The sequence below is a fragment of the Leifsonia sp. McL0627 genome, assembly GCF_058244615.1.
This window is the reverse complement of the sequence record NZ_JBZCGM010000006.1, coordinates 177,024-197,355: the sequence shown is the minus strand read 5'-3', so window position 1 is coordinate 197,355 and position 20,332 is coordinate 177,024. Positions and strand designations below refer to the sequence as shown.

Below are 20,332 nucleotides of genomic sequence, written 5' to 3'. Positions count from 1 at the left end.
GCGCGCTCCCTCCCGCTGTCGGCTCCCACGCATCCATTGTGCGTCACTCTCAGCCGAGCGTCAGGACGATCGCCGTGTTCTTCGTGGCCGGCGTGCCCTCCGCAGGATTGACGGCGGTCACGCGCAGCGCGGCGGCCGCCTTGCCTCCCGCACCGCCGCCGGTCGGTTTCTGAACGGTCACGTTCGTGAAGCCGGCGTCGCTCAGCGCTTTCCTCGCCTCGCTCTCGGTCTTGCCCACCAGCCCGCTCGGGATGTTCGCCTGCTGGCCGTTGCTGATCTGCACCGTCACCGAGCTGCCCTTGTTGGCCGACGTGCCCGCCGCGGGGTTCGTTCCCGCCGCGGTGCCTGCCGGCTGGGACGAGTCCACCGGGGTGGTGGTGTCGATCGTCGCGTCCAGCCCGAGGCCTTGGAGCAGCGACTGGGCCTCCGCCGGCGTCTTGCCGGACACATCCGGGATCGTCACCTGGTCGCCGTAGAGCACGGCGTTGGACGGCTTGGTGAAATCGCTCCCGCCGTACAGGCCGTCGATCGCGGCGAGGATCGGCTGGGCGATCGAGAACTTCACGTTCCCTCCGCCGACGCCGTTGAAGTAGAGGCTGCGCAGCGGGGTCGATCCTGACACGTTGCCGACCCAGGTGGCGGTCGACACCTTGCTGGTGGAGGTGACGAGCCAGTTCTGCAGCGAGTTGTCCGTCGTTCCCGTCTTGCCCATGATCGGCGTGCCGTCGTATGGGTTGGCGCTCGCGCCGGTGCCGCCGCCGCGCATCACGCCCTGCAGAGCGTATGTCACCCCGGCCGCGATGTTCGGCTGCAGTCCCTGCGTGCAGGTGGTCGGGCTGACCTTGTGCGCAGAGCCGTCGGCGTTCAGCACCTTGTCGATCGCCACCGGCGTGCAGACCACGCCATTGTTGGCGATGCCTGCGTACGCGGTCGCCATCGTGAGCGGAGCCAGGTAGTTGGTGCCGAGGATCATCGACGGCACGGAGGTCAGTGGGTTGCTCGACGACGCGGGATGCACGTCCAACGACTTCGCGGCGTTCAGGATCGAGCACAGGTCGGTCTGGGTGCCCATCTTCGCGAACGCGGTGTTCACGGACTCCGCCGTCGCGGAGAGCACGGACAGCCTGCTGGCCGAGCCCTCGTCGTTGGTGACGGACCAGTCCGGTCCGTTGATGTCGCCGCAACTGTTGGTGAAGTCGGACGTCGGGAAGTCGTGCTGGGTGGCGTTGATCGTGTCGTAGAGGCTGTTGCCGGCTTCGAGCCAGGCCGCCAGGTCGAACGCCTTGAACGTCGACCCGGTCTGGAAGCCCTGCGATCCGCCGTACGCCTCGTCGGTGTTGTAGTTCACCGCCGTCGTGCCGTCTTGCGGTTGGTCGGTGTTGTTGAATGCCCTGTTCTCGACCATCGTCACGATCCTGCCCGTTCCGAGCTCCATCGAGACGTTGGAGGCGCCGAGGTCGATCCCCGCCATCGACGGCGGGATATAAGCACTGAGCGACTGCTGCGCGACCGCCTGCAGGTCGAGGTTCAGGCTCGTGTAGATCTTGAGCCCACCGCGGTTCAGGGTCGCCCAGCGGGCGTCGGTGGTGGCGCCGTATGCGGGGTCGTTGAGGACCACATCCCGCACGTAGTCGCAGAAGAACGCCGCGTTGTACTGGGCGGCCGCTGCGCATCCGGAGGTCGTCGGCGTGATGGTCGGCTGCACAGGGGTCTTCTTGGCAGCGTCGCGTTCCGCCGTGGTGATCTTGTGGTTGATCGCCATGCGATCGAGCACGTAGTCTCGCCGTTCCTTGGTGGCCTTGTATCCGTCGGCCGCACCGTTGTCCTTGTTTCCCGGCTGGTCGATGCGCAGGTTGGACGGGTTGTTGAGGATGGCGACGAGGGTCGCCGCCTGGGGGAGCGTCAGCTGGGCGGAGGTGGTGTTGAAGTAGTAGTGGGCCGCAGCCTCGACCCCGTACACCGTCCCGCCGAAGCCGACGACGTTGAGGTAGCCGAGCAGGATCTGCTGCTTGAAGTACTTCTTCTCCAACCCGACCGCGTACCGCATCTCCTGCACCTTGCGCTGCAGGGTGACGCCGGCGGCGTCTGTGTAGCAGGCCTGCAGCTTCTTCGCGTCGGTGAGGGCGTCGCAGCGCTCGACCTCGACGTTCTTCACGTATTGCTGCGTGATCGACGATCCGCCCTGCACCGAACTGCCGCTCACGGTCGACAACGCGCCGCGCACGGTTCCCAGGAGGTCGACGGCGCCCTCGGAGTAGAACCGGGGGTCCTCGGCGGCGACGGTTGCGTCTTTCACGGTCTGCGCGACGTCGTTCCAGGCGACGTCCTGCCTGTTCTGCGCATAGAACGAGGCGATCGGAACATCCACCCCGCCCTTCTTCGCGTACACGGTGGTGTTCTGCGCGAACGGCTGGATCGCGAGGTTCGAGGGCAGCGCCTCGAACGCGTTCGCGCCTGCAGCTGCCGCTTGGCCGACTCCCAGGAAACCGGGGAGCACGAAAGCGGAAGTGAGGACAGCGGCGATGAGCGCGACGACCCCGAACTGCAGGAAAAGGCCGGCCCGCGAGCGCGCCGGCCTGATCTCGTAGCGCCGCAGCGGGTCGAATCGTCGCGAGAGCGCGGCGAACCGCGGGCGGTCACGGAACGGAGGTCGGGTAGGCATCGGCCCAGCGTTTCATCGGAACACTAAGAAACGTCTGACGCGCGCACAGGTTGCCTGTCGGTGTTCTCAGGCTTCGTGTCCGCCGCACTCAGGTTGAGGCGTCGCCGTCCACCACGGTTTCGGCTTCCAGCTCGTCTGCCGCCTGTCTGGCCAGCGCCGCCTCCTGGTGCCGGAATCCGACCAGTTCGTAGCCCACCACGACCACGCCGGGCGACAACGTGACCAGCACGAGACTCACCCCGATCGGCCCTCCCGCCGCGGCCACGATCACGGAGGCCGCGAGCATCCCGACCGTCCCGGCGAACAGTCCGATGTGGAGCGGGTCCCCCTCGTGCACGAGGTACGTGTAGAGCAGGAACAGCACGATCGAGAAAACCAGCACCGGGATGGCGACACTGAGGATCGCGCCGGCCTCCCCGATCACCGCCTTCCCCTCCACCAGGTACGCGACCACGTGCAGCCCGGCTCCCGTCGCGGCGATGGAGGCGTAGAGCACGATGTGGCTGTACCCCCAGACCACCGCGCGCCGTCGGTGTCTACGCAGGATCGCCGCCGACGGGATGATGAAATACGTCCACCACAGCCCGAACGTCAGCCCGACGCCCGCCACGACCACGAGCACCGCGTCGACGCTCCAGCCCTGCTCCGCCACCAGCGCCGCCACCGACGTGACCGTGCCGAACAGCACCTCGCCGAGTGCGATGATCGTGAGCAGCCCGTACCGTTCGGCGATGTGTCCGGCGTTCCACGGCGTCCCGCGCAGTTTCACCTCGGCGACGATCGGGCCGCCGAGCTCGACGACGAACAGCAGCGGCGCCAGGATGAGGACGGTCCCGAACGGAACGGCGGCGAACGCCAGCAGCACCCAGCCGATCTGAGCCGCTGTGACGAACCCCGCGTAGGTGAGCGCGACGCTCCTGCGCTCTTCGTCCTGCGCGGCGGCACGCAGCCACTGGGCGACCATCGCGAACCGCATCACGACGTAACCGGCGACCATGACGCCGTTGTCGAACGCGTTCCCGTGCTCGACGGACGCGAACATCGCCGGCAGACCGAGCGCGAGCACGACGACGCCGATCATCTGCACCATCGTGGTGACACGGTAGAACCAGTCGTCGGTGTCGTACGCCGACGCGAACCAGGAGAAGTTGATCCACGCCCAGCAGATCGCGAACATGGCGAACGCGAACGCCCCGACCCCCGGCAGCATCTGACCCCCGGCGACCAGGTGCGACAGCTGATCGCCCGCCTGCCCGAAGGCGACCACGAACGTCAGGTCGAACAGCAGCTCCAACGGTGTCGCCGCCCGGTGCCGCTCCTCCGGATCGCGACCGCGCATCCGGAGCAGTCTGTGACTGAGGCCGGTCGACGTGAGCTCGGACATGGCTCTATTGTGGCGCGTTGCTGTGCGGTGCAGTGCCTCTCATGACGTGTGCCCCGACGACTCGTGCGAATCGTGCGGTCTCGTGCGCGCTGACCGCAGGTTCGGCACGAGTGAGCGTCACCCGGGCTGGGGTCTGGGGCGGGCGCCGCCAGGACCCTAGAGTGGTCCGGCATCGCACGATCGAGGGGGCACCGTGACAACACCTGCACAGGGCTGGTATCCGGACCCTTCCGATGGACGGATGGTGCGCTGGTGGTCCGGCGCCGGCTGGACGGAGCACACCCGCCCGCACCCCGATCAGCCGCAGCCGCCCGCGTTCCAGGTGCCCGCGCAGCAACTCGCGCACCAGCAGCCCGCGTATCAGCAGCCCACTTACCAGCAGCCGTACCCGCAACGCCCCGGCCAGTCCGTGTACGCGCGGGAGCCGGCCACCCGGATCACACGCGGCGAGAAGGACCGCCAGGTGCGCGGCAACAACCCGATGGCCTATGTCGGCCTCGTGCTCTCGCTGGTCGCTTTCATCGTCAACCTGTTCGCGATCCCCAGCATCCTCGGCATCGTCTTCTCCGCGATCGGCATGGCGAAGTCGGCGGAGCTGTCCGGCTCCGTGCACTACACGGGCCGGGTCACGTCGATCATCGGCCTCGTCCTGGGCGTCGCCGCGCTCGGGCTCTTCAGCTGGCACCTTCTCGCCCTGTTTTTCTGACCCGGCGCGGACACGCAGAGAGGCGGCGCCCCGTCAGGGACGCCGCCTCTCGCACACACGGACCGGCCTACGCCGCGCGCGGCATCCACTCCGCAGCGTGGGCGCCGCGCACCGCAGCCGCCACACGCAGCTGCCCGTCCACCGCATCCACGGTGACCGCGCCGCCGTCGACCAGCTCTCCGCTGACCATCAGTTCCGCGATCCTGTCGTCGACCTCACGCTGGATGACCCTGCGCAGCGGCCGCGCGCCGTACTCCGGTTCGTAGCCCGCGTCCGCGATCCACTCCACCGCCGCATCCGTCGCCTCGAAGGCGATGGAGCGCGCACCGAGACGGGATGCCGTCGCCGTGACCAGCAGCCGCACGATGTCGCGCAGTTGCGCGGCGTCGAGCTTGCGGAAAAGAACGATCTCGTCGATGCGGTTCAGGAACTCGGGCCGCATCGCCTCACGGAGTTTGCCCATGACGCGGTCGCGCAGGTCCTTCTCCGACGCGAACCCTGCCGCTGAGGCGTCTCCGCCGACGGGCACGAAGCCGAGGGCTCCGCTGCGGGAGGCGAGGAATTCCGAGCCGAGGTTCGAGGTCATGATGACGACCGTGTTGCGGAAGTCGACGGTCCTGCCCTGGCCGTCGGTGAGGCGGCCGTCGTCGAGCACCTGCAGCAGCAGGTTGAACACGTCGGGGTGCGCCTTCTCGATCTCGTCGAACAAGACCACCGAGTACGGGTTGCGGCGGACGCGCTCTGTCAGCTGTCCCGCCTCGTCGTATCCGACGTATCCGGGAGGGGCGCCGACCAGGCGGGCTACCGTGTGGCGTTCGCCGAACTCGCTCATGTCGAAGCGCAGCATCGCCTTCTCGTCTCCGAACAGGGAGGCGGCGAGCGCCTTCGCGAGTTCGGTCTTGCCGACGCCGGTCGGGCCGAGGAAGAGGAAGCTGCCGACGGGGCGGCGTTCGTCTCCGAGTCCTGTCCTGTTGCGGCGGACCGCCTTGGCGACGGCGACGACCGCGTCGTCCTGACCGATCACGCGCTCGTGCAGTTCCGTTTCGAGCTTGGCGAGACGCTCACGGTCGGCCTCTCCGATGCGACTGACCGGGATGCCCGTCGCCCGCGAGATGACGGCCGCGATCTCCGGCTCGTCCACCACCGCATCCGGTCGCGGAGCGGAGCCGAGCGAGTCGAGGCTGCGCTGCACCGCTTCGATCTCGTCGCGCAGACGCGAGGCCTCCTCGTAGTGCTCCGCCGTGACGGCGGAGTTCTTCTCCGCTTCCAGGGTGGCGAGGGTCGCCATCAGCTCGGTCGTGTCGACGCGCTTGCCGAGGCGCAGCCGCAACCGCGCTCCGGCCTGGTCGATGAGGTCGATCGCCTTGTCAGGCAGGAACCGGTCGGAGACGTAGCGGGCGGACAGTTCGACGGCGGCGCGGATCGCCTCGTCGGTGTAGCGCACACCGTGGTGCTCCTCGTACGCTCCCCGGAGCCCGGACAGGATGAGCACCGCGTCCTCGACGCTCGGCTCACCGACGGTCACCGGCTGGAAGCGGCGTTCGAGCGCCGGGTCCTTCTCGACGCGGCGGTACTCCTTGAGGGTGGTCGCGCCGACCAGGTGCAGGTCGCCCTTGGCCAGGCGCGGCTTCAGGATGTTGCCCGCGTCCATGCCGCCGGACTCGCCGGAACCCCCAGCACCGACGACGGTGTGCAGTTCGTCGACGAACACGATGAGTTCGTCCGTCTCTGCACTGATCTCGTCCATCAGCCTCGTGAGGCGTTCCTCGAAGTCTCCGCGGTAGCGGGTGCCCGCCACCATCCCGGCGAGGTCGATGGCGACGACGCGCTTGTCGCGCAACTGCTCAGGAACGTCGCCTGCGACGATCGCGCTGGCGAGCCCTTCGACGATCGCGGTCTTGCCAACCCCGGCCTCTCCGACCAGCACCGGGTTGTTCTTGGTGCGACGCGACAGGATCTCGATGGTCTGCTCGATCTCGTCGAGTCGCCCGATCACCGGGTCGAGCTCGCCGTCGCGGGCGAGCGCAGTGAGGTCGGTTCCGAACCTGTCGAGCATCGGGGTGGTGGAGGCGTTGGCGTCCTCCCCCTGCTGGCCGGATGCGTTCGTGCCGGCGTCGACGTCCGCGGTCTGGCGCATAGCCGAGGTGAGCGCGTCCGGGGTCACGCCCGCGGCCTGCAACACCTGACCGGCCGGTGCGTCCTGGACGATCACGAGGGCGAAGAACAGGTGCTCAGGGTCGATGTACGTCGATCCGGATGCGCGGGCCACCTGGTAGGCGTGGAACAGCGCCCGCTGCGCGGACGGGGTGATGGATGCGGCGTCCACGTCGACGGGGTCGCCCGTCTGCGGAAGGCGCTGCTCCGCTGCCGCGGCGACCGCCTGGGGGTCGACGCCGATGCGACGCATGGCCTCGGCCGCCGGGTCCTCCAGCGCCATGACGTGGAGGATGTGCAGGGCGTCCAGCTCGCGGTGGCCGTGTTCGAGTGCGAACCGGCCGGCCTCGGCGAGGGTCTCCTGCGTGCGCCGGCTCAGGAACCGGCTGATGTCGATGGAGCGTGCGCTGCGCGCGCGCTCACCCGCGAGGTAACGGGCGAGGAACTCATCGAACGAGTTGCCGCCGTCACTGTCCGGGGTGAAGTCTTCGGGCACGAGATCTCCTGTGTGTTGAAAGTTGAGTTGACTGCACTCAAGTTCAACACTGCGGGGGCGCCGGTATTCCCAGGAGCGGCGAACGGCCGCGAATACGACGAACCAGGCCTCACGCCTCCGGGATCACCCGGTCGAACATCGCAGGACGCGGGGTGTCGGGATCCGGTCCGCTGCGCTCCCCCGTGTCGAGCGCGTCGATCCTCGCCAGTTCGTCCGCGCTCAGTTCGAAGTCGAACACGTCGAAGTTCTGGGCGATCCTTCCCGGGTTCGTCGACTTCGGGATGGCGGAGCGCCCGCTCTGCAAGTGCCAGCGAAGCATGACCTGGGCGGGCGTCTTGCCGTGGTCGGCGGCGATGAGGTTGATCGTCACATCCTCCATCACGCTTCTGCGCTCGTCGCCGAACCCCGGATAGAAGGTGATCCCGCCGATCGGAGACCAGGCCTGGGTGACGATGCCGTTCCGCGCGTCCGCCTCCTGCACCGCCGGCTGCGTGAAGTACGGGTGCAGTTCGATCTGGTTCACGGCGGGGACGACGGTGGTCTCGGCGAGCAGCCTTTCGAGGTGGTCCGGCATGAAGTTGCTGACACCGATGGCGCGCACCTTCCCGTCGTCCAGCAGCGACTCCAGCGCCTGGTACGCCGCGATCGTCTTCTCGAAGCGGTCGGTCGCCGGCTGGTGCAGGATGAGCAGGTCGAGCGTGTCGACGCCGAGCTTGCCCGTCGCCTTCTCCCAGGCGTGGAGTGTCTCGTCGTGTCCGTAGTCGCTCACCCAGACCTTCGTCTCGATGAACACCTCCGCGCGGTCGATCCCGGAGCGGCGGATGCCCTCACCCACCTCCCGCTCGTTGTTGTACGCCGCCGCCGTGTCGACGTGGCGGTATCCGGTCGCCAGGGCTGTCTCAACCGCCGCTGTCGTCTCTTCCGGAGGGCTCTGGAAGACGCCGAAACCGAGGGCAGGCATCGTGACGCCGTTGTTGAGGGTGAGTTCCGTGACCATGCAGCCAACGCTAGACCGCCGCGTCGCCCGGCGGGAGTCCGCATCGCACGCTCCTCCGCCTGGCGCAAACCCCGTGGCGCGCATGCTCGCACGCCCGTGTCGCGTTAACCTTGAGGGATGGAAGGTCGCGCCGGCTCCAGGAATGGCGTCGCGAATGCCAAGGCGAGGGCGCTGTACGACGCTGTGGCGTCAGCGCTCCGCTCACCCATGCACGCCGACCCTGACACCATCTCGGTCGAGCACGACGCCGCCCGCTTCCTCGTGAGGTTCAGCGATCTCCCGCTCGCCGCCTTCCGCGCCAGGGTGCCGCTGTCGACTCCGCCGACGCAGGCGCAGTCCGCCGTCGCGAACGCCGCGCGCAAAGCGCACGCCAATATCCTGGAGTGGAGGAAGCTCGGCTATCTCAACGAGGTCGGCGCCCGCATCACAGCGCTCCGGGACGCCGGAGCGTATTCCGGTCGCCTCTTCGAGGCGTACGGCGCCGGGAAGCTCGATGAGATCGAACTCGTCGCCCTGCTGCGCGAGATCCCGCCCGTCCCGCTCGACGGCATCCCGGTCGGCCCCGGTGCAGCCCAGGGCGCCGGCGGCCCGATGGAGGTTGCAGGCACCGCGCTGCGACGGCACCTCATCTCCTCCGCCCTGTTCGAGCACATCGTGGACGAGCTGGCCGACGCCGGCCACCAGGGCTGATGGCGGTCGCGCGGCTGAGTCGTGCGGACGCGCGCAGGATCGCGGTGACGGCGCAGCGGCTCGACGCCGACCGGCCGACAGAGCTCGTCCCGCTCGTCGAGCAGCTCACCCTGCTGCAGCTCGACCCGACCGCCGCCGTCGCGCCGAGCGCCGACCTCATCGCCTGGACGCGCCTCGGCTCGTCCTACCGACCGGAGAACCTGCAACGCGCCGTCGAGTCCGATCGCACTCTCTTCGAGCAGAAGGCGCAGGACGATCCGAGCACGCCGCCCATCGCCATGCTGCGCCCCACGTCCACGCTCGGCCTGCACCTGGATGCGATGTCTCGGTGGCCGAGCGACGGCAGCCGCGTGCACGCCTGGCTGGAGTCGAATGCCGCATTCCGCGCGCAGGTGCTCACCCTTCTCTCCGACTCCGGTCCGCTTCTCTCCCGCGATATCCCGGACACCGCAGCGGTTCCGTGGGAGTCCACCGGGTGGACGCACGGCCAGAACGTCACCAGGATGCTCGAATTCCTCTCCGCCAGAGGCGAGATCGCCGTCTCAGGACGCCTCGGCCGACAGCGCACCTGGGACATCGCAGCGCGTGTCTTCCCGGCAGGGCTCGAGATCGTTCCCGAAGAGGAGGCCAAGCGCATCCGGGACAAGAACCGCCTGCGCTCGCAGGGCGTCGCGCGCGCCGCGATGGTCGGTGAAGCCGGCGTGCCGGTCGAGATCGAGGGCAGCTCCCGGCTGTGGCGGGCCGACCCCGACGCACTGGATGCGTTCGGTTCCGGTGTCCCGTTCGCCGGCCGCACCGCGCTGCTCTCCCCGTTCGACCGGCTGATCCACGACAGAGTCCGCACGCTCGAGGTCTTCGGGTTCGAATACCTGCTGGAGATGTACAAGCCGGTGGCGAAGCGCCGCTGGGGGTATTTCGCACTGCCGATCCTGTGCGGCGACGCCCTGGTGGGCAAGCTCGACGCTACGGCCGACAGGAAGGCGGGCGTGCTCCGCGTCTCCGCCGTGCACGAGGACGAGACGTTCGGTCCGGCGACCGCGGAGGCGGTCGACGCCGAGATCGCCGACCTCGCCGCCTGGCTGGGCCTCGCGGTCGAGCGCGCCGACCGCGACTAAGCCCGCGCGTCTTCCTTCTTCCCGTGCGGGTCCGAGGCGTTGAGCGCTGCCACGACCGTGTCGTAGTCTCCGCGCGCCTCCCCGAAGCGGAGGAACTTCACCCGCTCCACCAGGAGCTCGTGCGCCTCCGGCTGCGTCTCCAGCAGCGTCATCGTCTCGGCGACGAACTCGTCGAGCGGCATCGCCACCGGGCTCTCCTCCTGCCCGGGCAGCAGCGCGGTGCGCACGGCCGGGGGCACCAGCTCGACGACCTTCACTGTCGTGTCCGCCAGCTGCAACCGGATGCTCTCGCTCAGCTGGTGGATGGCGGCCTTGGTCGCGTTGTATGTCGGCGTGGCCGCGAGCGGCGCGAACGCGAGCCCGGACGAGACCGTGACGATCGTCGCATCCGGGGTGCTGCGCAGGTGGTCGACGAACGCGGCGATCAGCCGGATCGGCCCGAGCAGATTGGTGGTCACGGTCGCCTCGGCAGACGCGAGGAACCCGGCCGGCGTGTGCCAGTCCTCGACCCGCATGATTCCGGCCATCGCCACCAGCGCGTTGAGCTCCGGATGCGCGGCGATCACGTCCGCGGCCGCCGACCGGACACTCTCGGGGTCTGTCGTGTCGATCAGGACGGTGTCGATGCCGGGGTGCTCCTGGGCGATGCGTTCCAGCAGTTCCGCACGGCGTCCTCCGACGATGACGGTGTTGCCTCTGGCGTGCAGCGCGACGGCGATGGCGAGGCCGATCCCGCTCGTCGCGCCGGGAATGAAGACGGTGTTTCCTGTGATGTTCATGTCTCGAGTGTCGGCGGACGCCGCACATCGTGGCAGAGAGCGGTCATCGGGGGATCGCCGATCCCTGGTTGCGCGAGCGGCGACGGCGGATGATGGAAGCATGGACCGCGCTTCCCTCGCCGATTTCCTCCGCAGACGCCGCGAGGAGCTCCAGCCCTCCGATGTCGGCCTCGCATCCGGTGCACGCCGCAGAGCGCCCGGGTTGCGGCGTGAGGAGGTCGCGCAGCTGGCGAACATGTCGGCCGACTACTACACCAGGCTCGAACAGCAGCGGGGTCCGCAGCCGAGTGAGCAGATGCTCGCCTCCCTCGCGCGCGCCCTGCGGCTGAGCGGCGACGAGCGCGACTATCTCTATCGCGCCGCCGGCCACAACCCGCCAGACCGTCTCAGCGGAGCCTCGCACGTCGCCCCCGCGCTGCTGCGGGTGCTCGACCGGCTCGACGACACCCCGGCGCTGATCCTGTCGAACCTGGGCGAGACCCTGGTGCAGAACCGGCTCTCCGCGGCGCTCCTCGGCGACCGGTCGGGGTTCACCGGCATCGAACGGTTCGAGGCGTATCGCTGGTTCACGCAACCGAAGACCGAACGCATCCACTACCCGGAGGACGATCGGGACAGGCAGAGCAGGGCGCAGGTCGCCTCCCTCCGGGTCGCGTACGGCGCGATGGGCGCGGCATCGCAGGCCGGGGAGCTGGTGCGAACGTTGCAGCGCGAGAGCGAAGAGTTCGCCGCGCTGTGGGACAGGCACGAGGTGGCCAACCGCTTCGAGGATCACAAGACGCTGGTGCATCCAGAGCTCGGCCCGATCGAGCTGGACTGCCAGGTGCTGTTCACCGAGGATCAGTCGCAGTGCCTGCTGGTCCTCACCGCGCCTCCCCGCAGCGACGGCGCGGAGAAGCTGGCGCTCCTCGGCGTGCTCGGGATGCAGGCGTTCAGCTGACCGGCTGCTGCTGCTCCTCCTCCTCCTTCTTCCGCCCCGGCACCTCGTTCGGGATGCCGCGGGAGAACGCCAGCGCTCCGAGAGAGATCGCGATGAGCCCGAAGAACGAGATCCGCAGCGCCGTCAGCTGGGAGTCCCGGTAGATCGACTCCAGCGTGTTCGCCTGGTCCTTCGACAGCCCGGCGTCCTCGCCGATCTTCTGCACACTGTCCGCCGGAACGATCTCGACGCCGCCGTCCGTCCGCTCCGCGACCGTCGACTGCACGCTGCTCGGCAGACTGCTGCCCGCGACGCCGCTCGCGAACGACGAGGCGAGGGCTGCGATCAGCAACGACCCGATGAGCGCGGTCCCGAGCGACGAGCCGAGGTTCTGGAACACCCCTTGCAGGCCGCCCGCTTCGCTGGACTGCTTCTCGCCGACGCTCGACATGTTCACGTTGCCGAGCTGCGAAGCCAGCAGGCCGAGCGCGCTCCCGGCCAGGAACATCCCGATTCCGAAGATCCAGTTCCGCAGGTCGGCCGTGACAGAACCGAGCAGCACCAGGGAGGCCAGCACCAGGATGAGCTGCCCCACCCGCACGATGCGCCGCGGCGACCAGATCCGCGCCAGAGTCGTCCCGATCACCGAGAACAGGATGAGCGAGATCGACAGCGGGAAGATCTTGAGCCCCGTGGAGAGCGCATCCAGACCGAGCGTCATCTGCAGATAGACCGGCACCATGAAGAACAGCCCGGCCGTCACCGCGTACTGCGCACCGAGCACGCTCAGGCCGCTCCGCAGCTGCCGGATGGCGAACATGTCGATGTGCACGAGCGGCGCCCGACCCGTCGCGACCAGCCGCTGCTGCCGACGCGCGAACAGCACGAGCAGCACCCCGCCCGCCAGGATGAACCAGGCCGTCAGCGAGATCCCCAGCGGATTGACCGGAACGCCGCCGACCACGGGCGAGTGCACCGGGATCAGCCAGCCCCAGGTCTTGCTCTGCAGCATCCCGTAGACCACGCCCACCAGTCCGAGCGCCGACAGCACGACGCTCAGGACGTCGATCCGCGTCGGGGTTCGTCCGCTCGTCTCGCGCACCACGCGGGAGAAGATCACGACGATGGCCATGATGACCACCTCGGCGACGAAGACGTACCGCCAGCTGAAGTAGGTGGTCACGAATCCGCCGATCAGCGGCCCGGCTGCGACCGCGGCCCCGGAGACGGCGCCGATGATCGCGTACGCGGTCATCCGGTCGTGCCCGCGGTAGTTGTCGGCGATGAGCGCCGCGATGGCGGGGATGACGAGTACGGCGCCGAGGCCTTCGATCACCGACCAGCCGATGAACAGCACCACGATGTTCGGGCTGAGCGCGGTCAGCAACGATCCCACCGCGTAGACGCACGACCCGATCACGAACGCTCTGCGCCTGCCCAGCACGTCGCCGAGTTTCGCGCCCAGCAGCATGAACGCCGCCATCGTGAGCGTGTAGAACGTGATCGCCGCCTGCATGTCCGCCACCGTGGTGTGCAGGTCTTCGACGACGGTCGAGATCGATACGTTCATCACCGTGCCGTCGAGCACCATCACGAATTGGGCGGCTCCCAAGACGATGACCACCGACCATTTCTTCATGCGGCTCCCCGCTCTGCCGGATGTTCCTCTCCGACCGGATGCACGCTCAGTATGTTCCCCCCGCGCACACGGCCGCAATGGATGGTTCGGCACGGATCACTATCGGCTGACATGCGACATTCCCCTAGGCCATTGCCAGACAGCGTGCGTAACCTTCGAGGTCCGCCGAACTGTCGGCTTCACTGTACGGAGGGGAAACGCATGACGACACGGTCGTTGCCATCGCCGCGTGCCGGCCGCCGGCCGTTCCGCGTCGGCGTTCTCGCGCGTCGCCGCCTCGAAGCGCAGGCCAGGCTGGATGCGGCGACCGCGCAGTCGGGAGCCGCACGGGATGCGGTCCCCGGCGAGCAGACCACACCGCACGTGCAGGCCATGCAGTCGCACGCCGAGGCGTACGCCCGGCGCGAGGAGCAGCGCTTCTTCTCGCGCATCGACAGGGAACTCACCGAGTACCGCGTGCTGTCGCGGGCGCTCGACAGCGACCTGTCGGACTACGACAGGCTCACCGGAGGTATCTCGCTCGACGACCGCGACTTCATCGCGAACGGCTCTGGCCCCGGCTTCGAGGAGCTGCGCAGACTGGAACGCCGCATCAAGCGGGCCAAGCGTCGCGTCGACGAACTGTCCGCCCTCATCCATTCGCGGTACACGGCGGCGAAGCTGCGCGCGAACCGCTATTTCGACCACTCGGACGAGATGCTCGCCGTCTACTGGGGCGCATACCGCCGCGAGCTCGCCGCGGATCAGTCGCTCGACAGGGCGCCCGTACTCCGACGCTCCGATTGGCTCACCACCAAAGAGAACACCAGGCTTCTCGAACTCTGGCAGGGGAGAAACGATGTCCAAGCGTGATCGGCTGCCCGCCGACTACTCCGTCCCGAAGACCGGCCGCCTCCGCCGGCGCCTGTTCTGGCGGCTGCGCAGAATGCGCGCGGCCGTCGACGTCGAGACCCTGGAGGTGTTCGAGCACGAGCTCGCCGCCTTCGAGCGCGGCGGCGTCGCCGAGATCGAGCGCCAGCGCACCCGCAATCTCGCCGCCTGCGCCGCCAGGGTCAGCGAGTCACAGAAGCGCGAGGAGCTGATCCGCGGCTCCATCGAGCGCACGGAGCACCAGTTGAAGCGCGCAGAGGTGGCTGCGGAACGACTGGATGCACGCCTCACCAGCCACGACCCCGACCTGCACAACTACGCCTGAGAAAGAGAGGAGACACATCATGGCCAGAGACATCGTCGCGAAACCCCCGCGCATCCGTCCCCGCGTCGGGCACATGTCGCGCTTCGCGCACGTGCTCGTCTACCTGCTCCTCCTCGGGATGATCACGGTCGACTACGTCCTGCTGTCGCAGGCGCTGACCCTGCTGCTGCGCAACGACAGCCAGTACGGGTCGATCGGCCTGCAGATGTACGTGATCACGCTGGGCATCTCGCTCGCCGTCGTGACGCTTCCGCACGTGGTCGCCATCGTGATGCGCCGCATCCAGGCCGGAGTGATGGACAGGCGGTGGTCGATCGCCGCCGTTCTCCTGACTTTGATCTGGGTAGCCCTGCTCGGCGCGATCACCGTTGCGAGGATCAAGGCGGGCATCGACGCGCAGAACGCCGGCGGACTGACCGGCCTGGTCGGCGGTTCCGCCGCCCCCGCTGCCGCTGGGTTCTCCTGGACAGCGCCGGACACGATCATGGCGTTCCTCATGCTCGGCGTGCTCGCCACCTCCGGTGCGATCAGCTTCATCGTCGCGTGGCTCACCACCCGCCCACTGCTCAGCGCGTCGGAGAAGGCGCACTCCCACGTCGACGAGCTGCGCCGCTACCGCGACCGCCTGCTCGGCGAGGCGGTCGCTGCCCGCGAGGAGACCATCCAGGCCTCGCACCTGGCCGCAGCGGACGGCGCGAGGTACACCGGTGCCAGGATCACCTTCGCCTCCCGCGTCGACGTGCTCCGTGCCCAGCTCGCGACTCGGCTCGCGCAGCATGAGCGCGACCCGGAGAGCACCAGCCAGATCATCCGGGAGCTGCGCGCCAAGCGGCTGAGCGACGCGGAGCTCGGCCAGGCCACCCAGCCGGGTCAGCTCACCGACTGACGCACCGCCGCCTCTCCCTCCCCCTGCTCCCTCCCGAAAGGACCATTTCGTGACCTCCCGACACCTCGTCAGGGCTCGCTACCTCCGGGCGGTCGTCGCCGTCGCGTCGGTCGTCGCCCTGGGCGCCGGCCTGACCGCGTGCGCCTCCGCGACGGCGGCAGGCGCATCCTGCGACCAGTCGCAGAAGCGCAACATGGGCGTCGTCGCCGGAAGCACAGCGAACGCGCCCGTCACGAACCTGCCGACCTCCGCCGTCGCGCAGCTCGAAGCGGTCGGCAAGAGCAACGGCAGCGTGACCGTCGTGGTCCCGTCCGGCTCTCCGCAGGTGATGGGCACGACCGTCATCGGCTCCACGGCCCAGGATGCGGTGGTCTGCCAGAACGATCAGCGCACCAAGCTCACGCAGATCACCGCGTACATCAACGGTCTCAAGTCGTCAGCACCGGAGGTCGACTTCCTGTCCTCGATCGACCAGGCCGCCCGCAATCTCGGTTCCAACCCGATGGGCGTCCTCGTCGTGGGCAGCGGACTCCAGACCACCGACCCTCTGAACTTCTCCGCCAGCGGTGTGCTCTACGCCGACCCCGCCCAGGTGGTCAGCGACCTGCAGTCCCGCGGCCTCCTGCCCACCGACCTCAAGGGCGTGACCGTCTACTGGTCGGGGATGGGCGACGTCGCCGGAGCACAGACCCCGCTGACCATCCCCGCCCGCAGCAACCTCGCTGCCATCTGGACGGCGATCGTGAAGGCAGCGGGCGGCACCCTGTCCCTGCTGCCGGAGCCCGCCTCCGGTGCTGCCGCATCCGGCCTTCCCGCCGTCTCCGCCGTGCCCGTCGAGGCCGTGCAGACGAAGACCGACTGGACGCACCCGATCGTCATCCGCAACAGCGATCTCCTGTTCACCAAAGACACGGCGACCTTCTCCGACCCGGCGAAGGCGCAGAGTGTCCTCGGCCAGCTCGTCCCGTCGATCGAGCAGAACGGGCAGGCGATCACCGTCACCGGAACCGCCTCGAAGGATCAAGCGACGAATAACACCGCGGACACCGCGCTCTCGCTGAAGCGTGCGGATGCCGTGAAGGCTGCCCTCGTGCAGCTCGGCGTCCCCGCGTCCCTGCTCACCACGGCCGGCGTCGGCTACGACTGGTGCGGCTGGAAGAGCGAGACGGACGCCTCCGGCAAATACTCCGACGCGCTCGCCGAGCAGAACCGCTCGGTCATCCTCACGTCAGCGGGCGTCGCCCTCTGCAGCTGACCGGCGTAGCTGCTGGCCCGGCGTCACTGCGGGCCCGCGACTCCGAGGAGGTTGCCAGCCGGATCGGTGAAGTGGCCGACGACCACGCCGGTGCCCTCGTTCCGCACCGGGCCGAGCACGCGCGTTCCGCCGAGCCGTTCCGCGTCGCGCAGCGCGGTCTCGACATCCGGAACCCCGACGTAGAAGCTCACCCGCGGCGACCACGACGGCCCTCCCCCGATGCCGCCGGGAATGGCACCATCGCCCGGTGCGTCGATGAACGAGTATGCGTCCTGATCGGACACCTCGGCGGCCACCGGCGCTCCGGACGGCGCGTCCCAGCCGAACAGCGCCGCGTAGTACGCACGCAGCGCATCCGGGTCAGGTCCGATGATCTCGAAGTGCACGACGGGGTTGCCCATCCCTCATGCTACGACCGCCCCTCCCCTGTCCCCAAGCAATCGAGCGTGGGAGTCAGCGGGCGGGGCTGGTGACGCGGGCGAGGAGGGAGGCGAGCTGCTCGACGTCGGCGCGGTCCCAGGTGCGCAGGTTGCTGTAGAGCAACTGCTGGTCGCTGGCCCGCACCTCGTTGACCTTCTCGATGGCGGCGATCGTCGCCACGAGGTAGCTCGCGCGCCTGTCCTCCGGGTCGACCCGCCGTTCGACGAGCCCCAGCTCCTCCAGGATGCGCACCTGGCGGCTGACGACGCTCTTGTCCGTGTACAGCATCCCGGCGAGAGCCCCCGCGTGCGTCGGCCCTGTTCGTGCCAGCGTGCTGAGGATTTTGAAGCCCACCGGCTGCAACTCCGGATGCACACTGGCGGCCCTGTCGCGCATCCCGGCGCTCACCCTGCTGAAGAGGAGGGTGAACTGTTCCTCGACCGAGGCGATGGCCTCGTCGTTCGCGCGGATGGCGGCGCCGTGCGGCGCCACCACCCGTTCCACGTTGCTCATGGCCGCGATCATAACCGACCTGCTAGCGCCGTTCCTCTGAGAAGTCGGCGTCGGCGACGCGGCTGTCGTCCCCGCCGGAGCGCACCGCTCCGAACGAGCCGGTGACCGGCGCGGCGATCAGCGCCTCAGCGACCTCGACAAGGTTCTCCTCCGCCTCTTCGGCACTGGAGTGGCCTGTACGCTCTCGCATCTTCTCGAGCGCCGTCTGCGTACCGAGCTTGATGTTCGGCAGGAAGATGATCGCCACGATGGTGACGATCGCCAGCGGCACCGCGATCAGGAAGATGTCCGCGACGGCCTGGCCGTAGACGGACTCGATGATGACGCGCACGCCCTCGGGCAGCTTGTTGACCTCGGGCAGTGTCCCGCTCTGCAGCGACTTCGCCACCTCCGCTCCAGCGGCGCCGAGCTTTCCGATCGCCACCTGCAGGTCGTGCTGGCGCTCCCCGAGCATCGTGACCACCTTGGAGCCGAGGACGCTTCCCATCACCGAGACGCCGACGGTGCCGCCGAGGCTGCGGAAGAACGCGACGGAGGAACTCGCGACGCCGAGCTGGGACGGGTCGACCGTGTTCTGCACGATCAGCACCAGGTTCTGCATGACCATACCGACGCCGGCGCCGAGGACGAACATGTAGACGGAGACGACTACATAGTTCGTGTCGTACTCGATCGTGCTCATCAGGAACAGGCCGACGGTGAGCATGATCGAACCGACGACCATGTACGGCTTCCACTTCCCGAAGCGGCTGATCAGGCTGCCGACCACCATCGAGGAAATCAGCAGGCCGCCGATCATCGGCAGCGTCAGCAGACCGGACTGGGTCGGCGTCGCACCGCGGGCGAGCTGCATGTACTGGCTGAGGAACACCGACGTGCCGAACATCGCGACACCCACCGAGATGGATGCGATCACCGCGAGGGTGAACGTGCGGTTCTTGAACAGCGTCAGCGGGATGATCGGCTCCTTCACCAGGAGCTCGGTGACCACGGCGCCGACGAGCATGAGCACGGAGGCCCCGACCATCCACGCGGTCGTCCAGCTCCACCAGTCGAACTGGGTTCCGGCCATGCTCACCCAGATGAGCAGCAGGGAGACGCCGCCGGCGATCAGCACGGCGCCGAGGTAGTCGATCTTCACCTTGCCCTTCGGCCGCTTCGGCAGGCGCAGGGTCAGCTGCAGCAGGATGATCGCGAGGATCGCCACGGGAACGCCGACGAAGAAGTTCCAGCGCCACCCGATGGAGTCGGTGAGGAGCCCGCCGATCAGCGGGCCTCCGATCGTGCCGACGGCCATGATCGCGCCGAAGAGTCCCATGTAGCGCCCACGGTCGCGGGGGCTGATGATGTCGGCCATGATGATCTGGCTGAGGGCGGTCAGACCGCCGGCGCCGAGACCCTGCACGACACGGAACGTGATGAGCATTTCGGGGTTCTGCGAGAACCCGGCGAGCGCGGAGCCGAGCACGAACAGCCCGAGCGCCAGCTGGATGAGCAGCTTGCGGTTGAGCAGGTCGGCGAGCTTGCCCCAGATGGGCGTCGAGACCGTGGTCGCGAGGAGGGTGCTGGTGACCACCCAGGTGAAGGCGGACTGGTCGCCGCCGAGCTCGGAGATGATGCGCGGCAGCGACGAGGAGACGACGGTGCCCGCGAGGATCGAGACGAACATCCCGAGCAGCAGACCGGACAGTGCTTCGAGGACCTGCCGGTGCGACATCGCTGCCGCCGGAGCCTCTTCCTCTCGAGTGAGAGAGCGTGACATGTTCTTCCTTCACAATTAGTTGACGAAGAGCAACCATATAGAACTAGGTGACTGATATCAACTAATTTCGTGCAGCAATGCAATAATTCTGTTTATGAAGGTTCTCTCACCATCCGCCGAACCCGGTCTCCGCGAGCGCAAGAAGGCGCAGACGCGGGCGAGCCTCGAGCGCGCAGCCGTGAGTCTCATGCTCGACCGGGACATCGACGACGTGACGATCGACGAGATCTGCGCCGTGGTCCCGGTGTCGCACCGCACGTTCTTCAACTACTTCGACTGCAAAGAAGACGCCCTGTTCGGAATCCGGCACGCGTGGGGCGACGCCGACCTGGTCGCGGAGCACCTGGAGCGCACCTACGACGGAAGCGGCGACGGAAGCGGCCCCGGAAGCATCGTCGAATGCATCGTGACGACGCTCGTCAGGGGCCTGCCGTCGTCGTCAGACCCCGAGCTGCACGCGTCCAGGATGCTCATCGCCTCCCGGAACCCCGGACTGATCCAGAACAGGATGCGCCGCCTCGACGAATTGCGCACCGGACTCGTCGGCACGCTCGCCACCCTCCTGGTCCGCGAGCGACTGGTGGAGGCGGACAGCCCCGTCCCTGCGGAGGTTCAGGCGGAACTCCTCGTCGTCGCCTGCATCGGCAGCATCCGGATCGCCCTCCGCGAGTGGGCGGACGCCGGAGCGGAAGAGGAGGCAGAGGCCATCACAGCACGGGCCGTCGCCCTCGCACGCACGCTCGCACCGCTGGTGGCCTGA

18 protein-coding genes are annotated in these 20,332 nt (G+C 68.4%); 9 read left to right on the top strand and 9 right to left on the bottom strand.

All coding sequences use genetic code 11. The features are described from left to right. Positions 1–49: 49 nt before the first annotated feature. Both AC37TH_RS16965 and AC37TH_RS16960 read right to left on the bottom strand, forming a co-directional pair. A complete protein-coding gene (locus tag AC37TH_RS16965; RefSeq protein ID WP_490765513.1) occupies positions 50–2,662 on the bottom strand; it encodes a transglycosylase domain-containing protein in 2,613 nt (870 codons plus the stop codon). An 88-nt stretch (positions 2,663–2,750) separates the two neighbouring features. After that, positions 2,751–4,046, bottom strand: a complete 1,296-nt coding sequence (locus AC37TH_RS16960) for a low temperature requirement protein A (RefSeq protein WP_490765512.1) — start codon at positions 4,044–4,046, stop codon at positions 2,751–2,753. Between the two features lie 193 nt (positions 4,047–4,239). On the opposite strand from AC37TH_RS16960, the gene AC37TH_RS16955 reads away from it, so the two are divergent. Beyond that, positions 4,240–4,752: a DUF2510 domain-containing protein gene (locus tag AC37TH_RS16955; protein ID WP_490765511.1), complete on the top strand. Its 513-nt coding sequence runs from the start codon at positions 4,240–4,242 to the stop codon at positions 4,750–4,752. 67 nt (positions 4,753–4,819) lie between these two features. Here AC37TH_RS16955 and AC37TH_RS16950 read toward each other — a convergent pair whose 3' ends face one another. Together AC37TH_RS16950 and AC37TH_RS16945 are read right to left on the bottom strand one after the other, a co-directional pair. Beyond that, on the bottom strand, positions 4,820–7,402 hold the full coding sequence (locus tag AC37TH_RS16950) for an ATP-dependent Clp protease ATP-binding subunit (RefSeq protein ID WP_490765510.1): 2,583 nt from the start codon (positions 7,400–7,402) through the stop codon (positions 4,820–4,822). A gap of 109 nt (positions 7,403–7,511) precedes the next feature. Then, positions 7,512–8,399 carry an aldo/keto reductase gene (locus tag AC37TH_RS16945; protein WP_490765509.1) on the bottom strand — a complete coding sequence of 296 codons (888 nt, stop codon included), beginning with the start codon at positions 8,397–8,399 and terminating at the stop codon, positions 7,512–7,514. A gap of 117 nt (positions 8,400–8,516) precedes the next feature. On the opposite strand from AC37TH_RS16945, the gene AC37TH_RS16940 reads away from it, so the two are divergent. Beyond that, entirely contained in the window at positions 8,517–9,089 is a 573-nt protein-coding gene (locus AC37TH_RS16940; protein WP_490765508.1) for a hypothetical protein, read from the top strand. Then, positions 9,089–10,204, top strand: a complete 1,116-nt coding sequence (locus tag AC37TH_RS16935; protein ID WP_490765507.1) for a DNA glycosylase AlkZ-like family protein — start codon at positions 9,089–9,091, stop codon at positions 10,202–10,204. The genes AC37TH_RS16940 and AC37TH_RS16935 overlap by 1 nt, the downstream gene beginning before the upstream one ends. Here AC37TH_RS16935 and AC37TH_RS16930 read toward each other — a convergent pair. Beyond that, on the bottom strand, positions 10,201–10,983 hold the full coding sequence (locus AC37TH_RS16930; RefSeq protein ID WP_490765506.1) for an SDR family oxidoreductase: 783 nt from the start codon (positions 10,981–10,983) through the stop codon (positions 10,201–10,203). The two genes, AC37TH_RS16935 and AC37TH_RS16930, sit on opposite strands and share 4 nt — an antisense overlap. 100 nt (positions 10,984–11,083) lie before the next feature. On the opposite strand from AC37TH_RS16930, the gene AC37TH_RS16925 reads away from it, so the two are divergent. Further along, positions 11,084–11,923, top strand: a complete 840-nt coding sequence (locus AC37TH_RS16925; RefSeq protein WP_490765505.1) for a helix-turn-helix transcriptional regulator — start codon at positions 11,084–11,086, stop codon at positions 11,921–11,923. On the opposite strand, the gene AC37TH_RS16920 is transcribed toward AC37TH_RS16925, so the two are convergent. Next, the gene (locus AC37TH_RS16920) at positions 11,916–13,541 is read right to left on the bottom strand and encodes an MFS transporter (protein ID WP_490765504.1); all 1,626 of its coding nucleotides are present in this window, start codon (positions 13,539–13,541) and stop codon (positions 11,916–11,918) included. The genes AC37TH_RS16925 and AC37TH_RS16920 overlap by 8 nt on opposite strands. Before the next feature lie 201 nt (positions 13,542–13,742). Here AC37TH_RS16920 and AC37TH_RS16915 point away from each other — a divergent pair, with 201 nt between their 5' ends. The 4 genes from AC37TH_RS16915 to AC37TH_RS16900 are packed head-to-tail and all read left to right on the top strand — an operon-like array spanning position 13,743 to position 16,877. Beyond that, complete coding sequence (locus AC37TH_RS16915; RefSeq protein WP_490765503.1) at positions 13,743–14,393, top strand: hypothetical protein; 651 nt, start codon at positions 13,743–13,745, stop codon at positions 14,391–14,393. Continuing rightward, positions 14,380–14,736, top strand: coding sequence for a hypothetical protein (locus tag AC37TH_RS16910; RefSeq protein ID WP_490765502.1), 357 nt, complete (start codon positions 14,380–14,382; stop codon positions 14,734–14,736). The genes AC37TH_RS16915 and AC37TH_RS16910 overlap by 14 nt, the downstream gene beginning before the upstream one ends. Positions 14,737–14,755: 19 nt before the next feature. Next, positions 14,756–15,622 carry a hypothetical protein gene (locus AC37TH_RS16905; RefSeq protein ID WP_490765501.1) on the top strand — a complete coding sequence of 289 codons (867 nt, stop codon included), beginning with the start codon at positions 14,756–14,758 and terminating at the stop codon, positions 15,620–15,622. Between the two features lie 49 nt (positions 15,623–15,671). Further along, positions 15,672–16,877, top strand: coding sequence for an OmpA family protein (locus tag AC37TH_RS16900; RefSeq protein ID WP_490765500.1), 1,206 nt, complete (start codon positions 15,672–15,674; stop codon positions 16,875–16,877). Between the two features lie 23 nt (positions 16,878–16,900). On the opposite strand, the gene AC37TH_RS16895 is transcribed toward AC37TH_RS16900, so the two are convergent. The 3 genes from AC37TH_RS16895 to AC37TH_RS16885 are packed head-to-tail and all read right to left on the bottom strand — an operon-like array spanning position 16,901 to position 19,572. After that, positions 16,901–17,278, bottom strand: a complete 378-nt coding sequence (locus tag AC37TH_RS16895; protein WP_490765499.1) for a VOC family protein — start codon at positions 17,276–17,278, stop codon at positions 16,901–16,903. A gap of 52 nt (positions 17,279–17,330) precedes the next feature. Then, the gene (locus AC37TH_RS16890; RefSeq protein WP_490765498.1) at positions 17,331–17,810 is read right to left on the bottom strand and encodes a MarR family winged helix-turn-helix transcriptional regulator; all 480 of its coding nucleotides are present in this window, start codon (positions 17,808–17,810) and stop codon (positions 17,331–17,333) included. Between the two features lie 22 nt (positions 17,811–17,832). Further along, positions 17,833–19,572 (bottom strand): MDR family MFS transporter, encoded by a 1,740-nt coding sequence (locus AC37TH_RS16885; RefSeq protein WP_490765497.1) that lies wholly within the window; start codon positions 19,570–19,572, stop codon positions 17,833–17,835. Between the two features lie 94 nt (positions 19,573–19,666). Here AC37TH_RS16885 and AC37TH_RS16880 point away from each other — a divergent pair, with 94 nt between their 5' ends. Further along, the gene (locus AC37TH_RS16880; protein WP_490765496.1) at positions 19,667–20,332 is read left to right on the top strand and encodes a TetR/AcrR family transcriptional regulator; all 666 of its coding nucleotides are present in this window, start codon (positions 19,667–19,669) and stop codon (positions 20,330–20,332) included.